The sequence below is a fragment of the Streptomyces sp. NBC_01506 genome (assembly GCF_045040295.1).
GTDB lineage: Bacteria > Actinomycetota > Actinomycetes > Streptomycetales > Streptomycetaceae > Streptomyces.
On the sequence record NZ_CP109422.1, the window covers coordinates 4,618,649 to 4,630,836 of the forward strand.

Genomic DNA, 12,188 nt, shown 5'->3' on the forward strand with positions numbered 1-12,188 from the left:
TCTCTACGTGGTCGGCCTGGCCGGCCTGGTCAGCCCCAGGTGATCAGCCGCTTGGGCTGCTCCAGCACCGCCGCGATGTCCGCCAGCACCTTGGAGCCCAGCTCGCCGTCCACCAGCCGGTGGTCGAACGACAGCGCCAGTGTCGTGACCTGACGGGGCTTCACCTTGCCCTTGTGGACCCACGGTTGGAGCTTGATCGCACCGACCGCCAGGATCGCGGACTCGCCCGGATTGAGGATCGGCGTGCCCGTGTCGACACCGAAGACGCCGACGTTCGTGATCGTCACCGTACCGCCCTGCATGGCCGCCGGGGTCGTCCTGCCCTCCCGCGCCGTGGCCACCAACTCGCCCAGTGACTGGGCGAGTTGCGGCAGGGTCTTGTCGTGCGCGTCCTTGATGTTCGGCACGAGCAGACCGCGCGGCGTCGCCGCCGCGATGCCGAGGTTGACGTAGTGCTTGAGCACGATCTCCTGGGCGTCCTCGTCCCAGGTGGCGTTGACCTCCGGGTGCCGCTTGATGGCCACCAGCAGCGCCTTCGCAATGAGCAGCAGCGGGTTGACCCGTACGTCCGCCATGTCCTTGTCGGACTTCAGCTCGTCGACCAGCTTCATCGTGCGCGTGACGTCGACCGTCACGAACTCCGTGACATGCGGCGCGGTGAACGCGCTGCCCACCATCGCTGCGGCCGTCGCCTTCCGTACGCCCTTGACGGGGATACGGGTCTCCCGGCCGGCAGGCGAGGGTGCGGCGGCCACCGCGGCGGGCGCCGGCGCCGAGACCGGCACATCAGCCTCGGCCTGCACCGTCGCCGCGTGCACGTCCTCGCGCGTGATGATCCCGTCCGGGCCGGACGGCGTGATCGTCGCCAGGTCCACCCCCAGGTCCTTGGCGAGCTTGCGCACGGGCGGCTTCGCCAGCGGACGCGACAGCCCCTCGGTAAGAGGAGCGGGCGCCGCCTGGCCGTTCATCTCCGCCTGGATCGCCGCAGCCGCCGCGCCCTGCTCGGGGACAGTGGATGCCCCCTTGCGCGCACGGCGCTTCGTGGACGACTCCGAGACCCCGTAGCCGACGAGCACCGGCTGGCGCCCCTTCGGCTCGGCGACCTCAGGCTCGGGCTCGGGCTCGGCCTCGGCGACCGGCGCCGCAACAGGAGTTGCGCCCCCCGGCGCCCCCGGCGCCACATCCACCGTGATGATCGACGCCCCGACATCGACGGTCGTGCCCTCGGCGAAGCGCAGCGCGTGCACCACCCCGTCGTAGGGGATGGGCAGTTCGACGGCGGCCTTCGCCGTCTCGACCTCGCACACCACCTGGCCGTCGACGACGGTGTCGCCCGGCTTTACGTACCATTTGAGGATCTCGGCCTCGGTGAGCCCTTCGCCCACGTCCGGCATCTTGAACTCGCGATAGCGGGTGGCGGCGGTAGAAGTGTCAGCAGTCATGGTCACGGCACTCCTCAGTACGCGAGCGAGCGGTCGACGGCGTCGAGTACCCGGTCCAGGCCCGGAAGATACTCCTCCTCCAGGCGCGCCGGCGGATACGGGGAGTGGAATCCACCGACCCGCAGCACCGGAGCCTCCAGGTGGTAGAAGGAGCGCTCCGTGATCCGGGCGGCGATCTCCGCGCCGGAGCCGTAGAACACCGGCGCCTCGTGGACCACGACCAGCCTGCGCGTCTTCTCCACCGATGTCTGGATCGTGTCGAAGTCGATCGGGGACATCGACCGCAGATCCAGCACCTCCACCGATTTGCCCTCCTCGGCGGCGGCAGCGGCCGCCTCCAGACAGACCTTGACCATCGGTCCGTACGCCGCGAGCGTCAGATCCGTGCCGGTGCGGGTGACCCGGGCCTTGTGCAGCGGGCCCGGGATGGCCTCGGTGTCGACCTCGCCCTTGTCCCAGTAGCGCCGCTTGGGCTCGAAGAAGATGACCGGGTCGTCGCTCTGGATGGCCTGCTGCATCATCCAGTAGGCGTCCGCCGAATTCGACGGTGAGACGATCTTCAACCCCGCCACGTGCGCGAACAGCGCCTCCGGCGACTCCGAGTGGTGCTCGACGGCGCCGATGCCACCGCCGTACGGAATACGGATGACGACCGGCATCTTGATCTTGCCGAGCGCGCGGGCGTGCATCTTCGCGAGCTGCGTGACGATCTGGTCGTACGCGGGGAAGACGAAGCCGTCGAACTGGATCTCCACGACCGGCCGGTAGCCGCGCAGCGCGAGACCGATCGCCGTACCGACGATGCCCGACTCGGCGAGCGGGGTGTCGATGACCCGGCCCTCGCCGAAGTCCTTCTGGAGGCCGTCGGTGACCCGGAAGACGCCGCCGAGCTTGCCGACGTCCTCGCCCATGATCAGGACCTTGGGGTCGGTGTCGAGGGCGACGCGCAGCGACTCGTTGATCGCCTTCGCGAGGGGGAGCTTCTGTACGGCCATGGCTACTTGCCCTCCTCGACGGCAGCGGAGACGGAGTCCGCGAACGACGCCTGGTAGGCCGCGAACTGCGCCCGCTCCTCGTCCACGAGCGCGTGCCCGTCCGCGTACACATGCTCGAAGATCGCCATATGGTCCGGGTCGGGCATCGCTCGCACCGCTTCGCGCACCCGCCGGCCCAGCGCCTCGCTCTCCTTCTCCAGAGCGGCGAAGAACGCCTCGTCGGCGGCCGACTCCCGCTCCAGATACGCGCGCAGCCGCAGGATCGGGTCCTTCGCCTCCCACGCCTCGCGCTCGTCGTCCGCCCGGTACTTCGTCGGGTCGTCGGACGTGGTGTGCGCGCCCATGCGGTAGGTGAACGCCTCCACGAGCATCGGGCCCTGGCCGGTGCGCGCGCGCTCCAGCGCGGCGCGTGTCACGGCCAGACAGGCCAGTACGTCGTTGCCGTCGACCCGCACGCCGGGGAAGCCGAAGCCCTGCGCGCGCTGGTAGAGCGGCACCCGCATCTGCTTCTCGGTCGGCTCCGAGATGGCCCACTGGTTGTTCTGGCAGAAGAACACCACCGGCGCGTTGTAGACGGCCGAGAAGGTGAACGACTCCGCCACGTCGCCCTGGCTGGAGGCGCCGTCGCCGAAGTAGGCGATGACGGCCGAGTCCGCGCCGTCCTTGGCCACGCCCATCGCGTAGCCGGTGGCGTGCAGCGTCTGCGAGCCGATGACGATCGTGTACAGATGGAAGTTGTTGGTCTTCGGGTCCCAGCCGCCGTGGTTCACACCGCGGAACATCCCGAGCAGGTTCGTCGGGTCGACGCCCCGGCACCAGGCGACGCCGTGCTCCCGGTAGGTCGGGAAGACGTAGTCGTCGTCGCGCAGCGCGCGTCCCGAGCCGATCTGGGCGGCCTCCTGGCCGAGCAGCGACGCCCACAGGCCCAGCTCGCCCTGGCGCTGGAGGGACGTGGCCTCGGCGTCGAAGCGACGCGTCAGGACCATGTCGCGGTAGAGCCCGCGCAGGGATTCGGGGGTGATGTCGGCTACGTAGCTGTCGTACTCGTCGTTCTTGACGCGCTCGCCCTCGGGCGTCAGCAACTGTACGAGCTGGGGCTCGGAAGCCTTCGGCTGCGACGCCGTCTTGGCGCCGGCGCGCTTGGTGCCGCTGCTACGTCGCGGCTTTCGCGCGGCGGCAGTGCTCTCCACGGTCACGTGCGTGCTCCTCCGTCGGTCCGGTCCCCGGGATCCGCCGGGAACCAGTGCGGCTCGCCTGCTTCCGGACGCGTGCACGGGGTGGGTGCGACCCGGCCGGGACAGGCGTGACAGGTGCCCCGGCGAGCGCCCTGTCACAGGCACGTTACCCAGTGGGTCGCATTCCTGCGAAACCCCTATTGACCTGCGATTTTACTTGGATTTCCAAGTAAATCGCCACTGTCGGGGGACAACCACTGGTCACAGCCTTGCAGGCCGCCGGAACAACGGCACGTTATCCCGGCGGCCCACGACGGGGATAGGGGGAAGTGTGTTTGACTGATCCTGTGCCTGAAATGGGAAAAATCACCGTTTTTCTGCTGGACGATCACGAGGTGGTCCGGCGGGGCGTCCATGAGCTGCTCGCCGTCGAGGACGACATCGAGGTCGTGGGCGAGGCGGGTACCGCCGCCGACGCGCTGACCCGGATCCCGGCGACCCGGCCCGACGTCGCGGTGCTGGACGTACGGCTGCCGGACGGCAGCGGCGTGGAGGTCTGCCGCGAGATCCGCTCCCGGGACGAGAGCATCAAGTGTCTGATGCTCACCTCGTTCTCCGACGACGAGGCGCTGTTCGACGCGATCATGGCGGGCGCCTCGGGTTACGTACTGAAGGCGATCCGCGGTGACGAACTGCTGACCGCCGTACGGGACGTGGCGGCCGGCCGGTCCCTGCTGGACCCGGTCGCGACGGCGCGGGTGCTCCAGCGGCTGCGCGAGGGCAACACCCCCAAGGGCGACGACAAGCTGGCGAACCTCACCGACCAGGAGCGCAAGATCCTCGATCTCATCGGCGAGGGCCTGACCAACCGCGCGATCGGCGAGCGGCTGCATCTCGCCGAGAAGACGATCAAGAATTACGTCTCCAGCCTGCTGTCCAAGCTAGGGATGGAGCGCCGGTCCCAGGCCGCCGCGTACGTGGCGAGGATCCAGGCCGAGCAGCGCTGAACCGCACTGACCGGCGGGTTTGGGTGCTCAACGGCGCCGAAACCTGTCGAAGGCCCCGACTCCGGCCGGGTTTCCTAAAGGTCCGATAAGGACCAAGGTCCTGGCCGATCCGGGGCGGGTTGCCCTAGTTCTGTGGATGGCCGGTGACAGAGAGTGGATGCCATGTCCACCCGTGATCTGCGCGCCATCGACCTGCTCGACCGAGTCCCCTTCGGGCGGGTGGCCACGAGCATGCGGGCGATGCCGTTCGTGGCCCCCGCCCGGCACATCGTCGCCGACGACCGCGTCGTCCTGCGGATGCACCGTGGGATGGGCTATCACCGGGCGTGCAGCGGCAGCGTCGTCGCGTACGGCGCCGACAACTTCCACTCCGGGGAGGCCGACCTCTGGTCGGTCCAGTTCACCGGCACCGCGAACATGGTCAGGCCGACGGACAGCCAGTTGGAGCTGTTCGGCGCGGGGCCCCACCATGTCGACGGCGAGCCCTTCGACCCGGTCTACATGCGCCTGACGCCACAGTTCTCGACCGTGCACATCCTCGAGTACGGGACGGAGTACGGGAGCGAGTACGGGACGGAGAGCGGGTCCGCGAGCGACAGCGGAAACGGACGGCGACACAATCGCCACGCTGTGTGATCTATCATTTGAAGAGTGCCGTGCTCATCTGCAACGACCGCGACGATGCCCTATGTCGCGAGCGCTCCGCCCGTGGTCGACCTCCCCTTCGGCTCCCTGCCCCTCGGTGACCTGCTCAGACGCTACGAGTACGGCGGCGAACCCCTGGCCTGCCAGCCCCTCACCCAAGGGCTGCTGAACCGCGGCTACCGGCTCACCACCACCCACGGCTCCTACTTCCTCAAGCACCACCTCGACGGCGACCGCGAGTCCATCGCCCGCCAGCACCGCGCCACCCGGCGGCTCCAGGCGCTGGGCGTCCCCGCCGTACCGCCCGTCCGGGACACCGAGGGCGGCACCGTCGCCGTCGTCGGCGGCCACTGCTACGCCCTGCACCCCTGGGTCGACGGCCGGCACCGCACCGGCGCCCAGTTGACGCCCGCCTCCTCACGGCGGCTCGGCTCGCTCCTCGGCGTCGTACACACCTGTCTGGAACAGGTCATGGAGCCGGCGCCGGACCGCTTCTCCTACGGAGGCGGGCACGACGGCGCGTACGACGGCGCGTACGACGGCGGGCACGACGGCGCGTACGACGGCGGGCACGACGGCGCGTACGACAGCGCCACCCCCGCCGACACCTTCGCGCTCATCGACGAGTTACTGGCCCTCGCTCGCGGGCGCACCCCGGGCGACGGCTTCGACTCGCTCGCCGAACACCGGCTGCTGGAGCGCCGGGCGCTGCTGGAACGCCACGCGCACCACCGGCCGCCACCGGGCGCCGAGACGGCCACCGGGTGGGTGCACGGCGACTTCCATCCGCTGAATGTGCTCTACCGGGGCACGGACCCCGTCGCGATCGTCGACTGGGACCGCCTCGCCGTCCAGCCCCGCGCCGAGGAGGCCGTCCGGGCGGCGGCGATCTTCTTCGTACAGCCTTCGGGGGAGCTGGACCTGGTGAAGGTGCGGGCGTACGCGCGTGCCTACCGGCTGACCGCCGGGGCGGACTGCGCCGAACTGGCCGCCGCCGTACACCGCGTGTGGTGGGAACGGCTCAACGACTTCTGGATACTGCGCTGGCGCTACCAGTTGGACGACCGAAGGGCCGACCCGCAGTTCCCCGCGGTGTCGGCCCTGGCGGTGTGGTGGACGCGGAACTACTGGGAGGTGTGCGACGCGTTCGCGGGGTGACCTCCGGCCTCCGGCCCGTCCGGTGTGCCTAGCTCCCGGTCGCGCCTTCGGGGGTGCCGGGGTCACCCGCGGCCCCGCCGCCCGGCGTTCCCGTACCACCGTCGGTGGTGCCGCCGTCGGCCGTCCCGCCCTCCGCCGTGCCCGGGTCCGGAGGCGACGGATCGCCGGACGGGTCCTCGCCGGTGCCGTCCGTCGTCCCCTGGTCGTCCCCCGGGTCGGGCGGCGGCGAGGGGGTGTCCGACGAGGGGGTCTCCGAGGGTGACGGCTTCTCGCTCGGGGTGTCCTCGGTCGGGAACTCCGGCTGCTGGTGGCCACCGCCCGTCGAGGTGTCCGAATCGTCGGAGGGCGTGGTCTCCTCGTCCTTCGACTTCGACGGCTTGTCGCTCGGCGTCTGCGACGGGCTCTGTTCGGTCTTCCGGTCCTGCTTGTTGTCGTTCCCCGTGGCGCCCATGTTGTTCACCGCGTACGCCGCGCCCGCCACGATCGCGATCACCGCGAGCAGGGCGACCAGCCACATCTTGCCGCGGCCACCGCCCCCTTCGCCGTGCCGGCCGCCGTCGTAACCGCCGTCGTTCGGATTCTGCGGCGGCAGCAGCGGGCGCTGCGCCGTCTCGCCGTGCGGCGGGTGGCCGAGCGCGGTCGTCGCGGCGACGCCCATGGCCGGGGTGCTGCCGCCCTCGTGCGTGTCGACGGGGCCGGTGTTCCAGGTGCCCGTGTGGCTGCCCTGCTGCTGGAGCATCTGCATGCCGTACTGGACGAGGCCGCGCATCTCCTCGGCGCTCTGGAACCGGTCGTCCGGGTCCTTCGCGAGCGAGCGCATGACCAGCCCGTCCAGCTCCGGCGGCACCACGTCCGAGACCTCGGACGGCGGGACGGGGATGTCCTGGACGTGCTGATACACCACGGAGAGCGGCGTCTCGCCGGTGAACGGCGGGCGCAGCGACAGGAGTTCGTAGAGCAGACAGCCCGTGGCGTACAGATCGGAGCGGTGGTCGACGGCCTTGCCGAGCGCCTGCTCGGGGGAGAGATACTGCGGCGTGCCCATGACCATGCCGGTCTGGGTCATCGTCGACTGCGCGCCGTGCAGGGCGCGCGCGATGCCGAAGTCCATCACCTTGACCGCGCCGCTGTCCGTGATGATCACGTTCGCCGGCTTGATGTCGCGGTGCACGATGCCGTGCTGGTGCGAGTAGGCGAGCGCTTCGAGCACACCGGAGACGATGATCAACGCCTGCTCCGGGGGCGGCGCCTCGGCGTTGAGGAGCAGATCGCGGATCGTACGGCCCTCGACCAGCTCCATCACGATGTACGGAACGGTCTGGCCGCCCACGACATCCTCACCGGAGTCGTACACCGCCACCACAGCGTGGTGGTTCAGCCCGGCCACCGACTGGGCCTCGCGGGTGAAGCGGGCCTTGGAGACCGGGTCCTCGGCGAGGTCCGACCGCAGCAGTTTGACGGCGACGGTCCGGCCGAGCCGGACGTCCTCCGCCGCGTACACCTCGGCCATACCGCCCCGGCCGAGGCGGTACGTCATCCGGTAGCGGCCGTCTCCGACCAGCCCGCCGACGCCCCATGAGTCAGCGGCATCAGGCACTCCGCCGCTGCCTGCTTCGGGTTCGGGTGCCATCAGTCCTCGCCGTCGTTTCTGTCCGCGTGCCGCCCGCGTGCGCGGGGTCGCGGTGGTGCCTGGGATGGATGAAGGAGTGGGGACAGGAGTGGGGACAGGAGTCGGGGTGAATCCTGCGCTCGTGCTGTGCCGGTCACGCTACAGCCTTCGTCCGACACGCCAATTGGAGATGGACCGGTCATCAAACCCGGTACGGCCGGGCGCACGCAAATTCCATGCTTTTCCTGTAACGCTTCCGAGACGCTTGCTGTGCGTACGGTCACGGAACGGGCACCTGGCTTGACGTGTCACTGCCCTGCGGCAGACTTGGCCCGTAAATGCGGGATCAGGGGATCACCGGGTCCCATGAGTACGCAGGACACGACGAGTACGGAAGCACGGGTCAGCGCGAAGCACTGAGATCACGAGATCACCGCGTCGCCGCGCGCCGAGGGGGAAGCACAGTCATGAGCAACGACGGCGCACAGGGCCGCTACGCGGGCGGTTCGGTCGCGGGCGGCCGGTACCAGCTTCGTGACCTGCTCGGCGAGGGCGGCATGGCGTCCGTCTACCTCGCGTACGACGCGGCGCTCGACCGACAGGTCGCGATCAAGACGCTCCACACCGAGCTCGGCCGTGAGCAGTCCTTCCGTGAGCGCTTCCGGCGCGAGGCGCAGGCCGTGGCGAAGCTGTCGCACACGAACATCGTCTCGGTCTTCGACACCGGTGAGGACGAGCTGGACGGCTCGCTCATGCCGTACATCGTCATGGAGTACGTGGAGGGGCAGCCGCTCGGCTCCGTACTGGAGTCGGACATCCGGCAGTACGGCGCGATGCCGGCCGACCGCGCGCTGAAGGTGACGGCGGACGTGCTCGCCGCGCTGGAGACCAGCCATGAGATGGGCCTGGTCCACCGCGACATCAAGCCCGGCAACGTGATGATGACCAAGCGCGGCGTCGTGAAGGTGATGGACTTCGGCATCGCGCGGGCCATGCAGTCCGGTGTCACGTCGATGACGCAGACCGGCATGGTCGTCGGCACGCCGCAGTATCTCTCCCCCGAGCAGGCGCTGGGGCGCGGTGTCGACGCCCGCTCCGACCTGTACTCGGTCGGGATCATGCTCTTCCAACTGCTCACCGGCCGACTGCCGTTCGAGGCGGACTCACCGCTGGCGATCGCGTACGCGCATGTGCAGGAGGAGCCGGTCGCCCCCTCCTCCATCAACCGCTCCATCACTCCGGCGGTGGACGCGCTCGTCGCGCGGGCGCTGAAGAAGAACCCGAACGAGCGGTTCCCGAGCGCCGCCGCGATGCGCGACGAATGCGCGCGGGTGCTTCCGCAGGGCCAGACCGGCGCCCCGGTGATCGTGCAGGGCGCGCCCTCGTCGAGCGGCGCGGGCGTCGGCTCGGCGGTCTTCCCGCCGGTGGACCAGGGGATGCCGGCGCCGCAGGGCGGCGTACAGACGCCGTACCAGCCGGGGGCCTACGGCCCGCCGACACCGCCGATGCAGACGCCGCCTCCTACGTACGGCTACCCGCCGCAGCCGAACCAGGGCTACCAGACCCCGGCGCCTCCGTACACGATGTCGCCGCAGCAGGGGGGGCAGCCGACCCATGTGAGCCACGGTGGCCATGGTGGCGGCGGTGGCCATGGTGGCGGCGGCAGGCGGAATCTGCCGGTCGTCGTCGGGTCGATCGTGGTCGCGATCGCCGCGATCGGTGGTCTGGTCTTCGCGCTCACGCAGGGCGACGACGGCGGGTCCAAGGAGCCGGACGACAAGGCGAGCGGATCGGCGGCCGCCGCCGACCACCGGCCGCCGGAGCGCTACCGGACGATTGAGCCCGACAAGTGTTCGGATGCCTCAGAGGACGGTGTGGACCCGACGAAAGTCCAGGCGCCCGACCTTCGCTACAAAGACATCCTCTCCGTTAAAGACTGCCTGACGGCCGCAGGGTGGACCTGGGCCGAAGTCAAGGAAGTCGACGACGGCACCCAGGCCGAGGGCATCGTCGTCGAGCAGTACCCCCGCCAGGGCGCGGCTGTTCTGCCCGAGGACCAAGAATTCGAGCTGAAGATCTCCACGGGCAAGGCCGGCTGAGCGTCGCTCGGGGCGCCTCTCCGGCGGGCTGCGACGGTGAACGCCGTGGGCGCCTCATGCAGCGTCACGGGCGCCTCGGGAAGCGGCTCCTGGGTCTTCGCCAGCCGCACTCAACTCAACAGCGTCAGCCTCAAGATCACCGACACCGCCGCAGACGGCCACCATGTGGCGATACAACTACAGACGGTTCGGGGTTCGGGCGGGTCACACATATGGCCGCTGCATCACGAGTACGGCGGCAAGGGTGCCTCGCAGACTTGGAACACAACCGCCACCGACTCTCTCGGCATCAAGTACGCCTACATCGAGGCGTTCGTGATGGAGGGCGGCAGCGTGATCCGATCCTGCGGCGACAGCTCGATCACCAACCCGTACTACTAGGATCCGAGCCGGCCACCCACACACGGGGCCGGCCCACTTTTTCGTGAAGGCCGCCCGGCACACAGCGTGTGCCGGGCGGTTCGCGGCCCGGCCGCCGGGCGTCAACCGCTTGCCGGGTACCGCACAACCGAGATGCCGCTTCCGTCACCACATGTGACGCTGAGTCGGTGATGTCACGGCTCCACGCACGCCGCCGCACCTCCTGCGTGATCGCGGTCTCGGTGGCCACCCTCCTGGTGGCCGCGCCCCTCGCGTACGCCGAGGAGCGCCCCGGACCCCCGCGTGCCGCCCCGTCGCCTTCCCCCAGCGCGTCCTCGTCGCTGGCGGGGAACGAGGCCGGGCAGGGACGGCCCCGGCCGGGGCGTACGACGGCGAGTGCCGGGGCGTCGTCGCCGGGGGCCGGCGACCCGTCCGCAGGCGCTACCGCGTCGGTATCGCCGAGCCCGAGCGGAAGGCCGTCGTCCGGTTCCGCTTCACCCTCTCCCAGCCTTTCCTCGTCACCCTCCGCCGAACCGGACAAGGGGACGAAAAGCGACGGGAAGAAGAACCGGGAGTCGGCGCGCGAGCGGGAGAGGGAGAGCCGGGACGAGGGCGAGGAGGACGACGAAGCGGCCCTGTCGGACGACTTCGGGGCCACGGCCGACGCGCCTTTCCCGCTCCGTACGCCCCCTCCGGACGCCACCGCACAGGAGCGCACCAGCCAGGCGCTCCCCCAGCCCGTGGCCCGCGCCATCCCTGCCCTGACCCTCGGCATCGGAATGGCGCTCATGGGGCTCGGCATCGGTTTTCTGGGGCTACGGCTCCGCAGACGCTGACCCCGACGGCCCGGCCAGGCGCACTCGTACCCCCTCCGAGCTGCGCCTTCGACGCTCCCGTACATCTCGCGTCGGCTTTACCTCCTCCTTACGACGGACGCGTGACGTCCCTCTCAAGACTCTTGTCGTGGAGGCCATACTCGGTATACATACTGAGTATGTCGATCCGCCACGGGCTGCTGGCCCTCCTCGAACAAGGACCGCGCTACGGCTCCCAGCTCCGTACGGAGTTCGAATCGCGCACCGGAGCCACCTGGCCGCTCAACGTCGGCCAGGTCTATACGACGCTCAACCGTCTGGAGCGCGACGGCATGGTCGTCCAGGACGGTGAGGACGAAGCCGGCCACGCGCTCTACGGCATCACGGACGCCGGCCGCGAGGAGCTGCGGAACTGGTTCCGCTCACCGGTCGACCGGCGCAGCCCGCCGCGCGACGAACTGGCCATCAAGCTCGCGATGGCCGTGGGCGCACCCGGCATCGACATCCGGGACGTGATCCAGTCGCAGCGCCACCACACCGTGCAGGCGATGCAGGACTACACCCGTCTCAAGGCCCAGGCCGCCGACATGACGCCGGACAACCCTGACGACGTGGCGTGGCTGCTCGTCCTCGAACAGCTCATCTTCCAGACGGAGGCGGAGGCGCGCTGGCTCGACCACTGCGAGGCCAGGCTCGTGCGGCTCTCACTGATGGCCGCGCAGAAGGAGAGGCGGGAGAAGAAGCAGGAGCAGCAGGAGGAGCGAGAGCGGGAGAGCCGGGAGGCGGGCGCCGACATCGCACCGCCGCCGGGGGAGAAGCCGGCGCCCGCCCCGCGAGTCGGCCTCGGCCGCTCCGGCCGCCGCTGACGCCGCGCCCGCACCCG

Annotated in this window: 11 protein-coding genes; 7 read left to right on the forward strand and 4 right to left on the reverse strand. The window is 70.0% G+C overall.

The genetic code is table 11. The annotated features are described in order from the left end of the window. Positions 1-29 precede the first annotated feature (29 nt). Genes OG329_RS20145 through pdhA form a run of 3 tightly spaced genes read right to left on the reverse strand, consistent with a single transcriptional unit; the run spans position 30 to position 3,633 of the window. Positions 30-1,442 (reverse strand): dihydrolipoamide acetyltransferase family protein, encoded by a 1,413-nt coding sequence (locus OG329_RS20145; RefSeq protein ID WP_405796959.1) that lies wholly within the window; start codon positions 1,440-1,442, stop codon positions 30-32. A gap of 14 nt (positions 1,443-1,456) precedes the next feature. After that, positions 1,457-2,437 carry an alpha-ketoacid dehydrogenase subunit beta gene (locus tag OG329_RS20150; protein WP_405796960.1) on the reverse strand — a complete coding sequence of 327 codons (981 nt, stop codon included), beginning with the start codon at positions 2,435-2,437 and terminating at the stop codon, positions 1,457-1,459. Positions 2,438-2,439: 2 nt separating this feature from the next. Beyond that, positions 2,440-3,633: a pyruvate dehydrogenase (acetyl-transferring) E1 component subunit alpha gene (gene pdhA, locus OG329_RS20155; RefSeq protein ID WP_405796961.1), complete on the reverse strand. Its 1,194-nt coding sequence runs from the start codon at positions 3,631-3,633 to the stop codon at positions 2,440-2,442. A 326-nt stretch (positions 3,634-3,959) separates the two neighbouring features. Here pdhA and OG329_RS20160 point away from each other — a divergent pair, with 326 nt between their 5' ends. The 3 genes from OG329_RS20160 (at position 3,960) to OG329_RS20170 (ending at position 6,422) form a co-directional block, all read left to right on the forward strand. Continuing rightward, the gene (locus OG329_RS20160; protein WP_405796963.1) at positions 3,960-4,619 is read left to right on the forward strand and encodes a response regulator; all 660 of its coding nucleotides are present in this window, start codon (positions 3,960-3,962) and stop codon (positions 4,617-4,619) included. 162 nt (positions 4,620-4,781) lie between these two features. Continuing rightward, positions 4,782-5,255 (forward strand): pyridoxamine 5'-phosphate oxidase family protein, encoded by a 474-nt coding sequence (locus OG329_RS20165; protein ID WP_405796964.1) that lies wholly within the window; start codon positions 4,782-4,784, stop codon positions 5,253-5,255. Between the two features lie 45 nt (positions 5,256-5,300). Beyond that, positions 5,301-6,422 (forward strand): phosphotransferase, encoded by a 1,122-nt coding sequence (locus OG329_RS20170; RefSeq protein ID WP_405801928.1) that lies wholly within the window; start codon positions 5,301-5,303, stop codon positions 6,420-6,422. A gap of 28 nt (positions 6,423-6,450) precedes the next feature. Here OG329_RS20170 and OG329_RS20175 read toward each other — a convergent pair whose 3' ends face one another. Then, complete coding sequence (locus OG329_RS20175) at positions 6,451-8,052, reverse strand: protein kinase domain-containing protein (protein WP_405796966.1); 1,602 nt, start codon at positions 8,050-8,052, stop codon at positions 6,451-6,453. Between the two features lie 446 nt (positions 8,053-8,498). On the opposite strand from OG329_RS20175, the gene OG329_RS20180 reads away from it, so the two are divergent. From OG329_RS20180 to OG329_RS20195, 4 genes are all read left to right on the forward strand, one after another. Then, positions 8,499-10,130, forward strand: a complete 1,632-nt coding sequence (locus OG329_RS20180) for a protein kinase domain-containing protein (RefSeq protein ID WP_405796967.1) — start codon at positions 8,499-8,501, stop codon at positions 10,128-10,130. 45 nt (positions 10,131-10,175) lie between these two features. Beyond that, entirely contained in the window at positions 10,176-10,511 is a 336-nt protein-coding gene (locus tag OG329_RS20185) for a hypothetical protein (protein WP_405796968.1), read from the forward strand. A gap of 170 nt (positions 10,512-10,681) precedes the next feature. Further along, a complete protein-coding gene (locus OG329_RS20190; protein ID WP_405796969.1) occupies positions 10,682-11,326 on the forward strand; it encodes a hypothetical protein in 645 nt (214 codons plus the stop codon). A gap of 158 nt (positions 11,327-11,484) precedes the next feature. Beyond that, on the forward strand, positions 11,485-12,171 hold the full coding sequence (locus OG329_RS20195) for a PadR family transcriptional regulator (RefSeq protein WP_405796970.1): 687 nt from the start codon (positions 11,485-11,487) through the stop codon (positions 12,169-12,171). Positions 12,172-12,188: the final 17 nt, after the last annotated feature.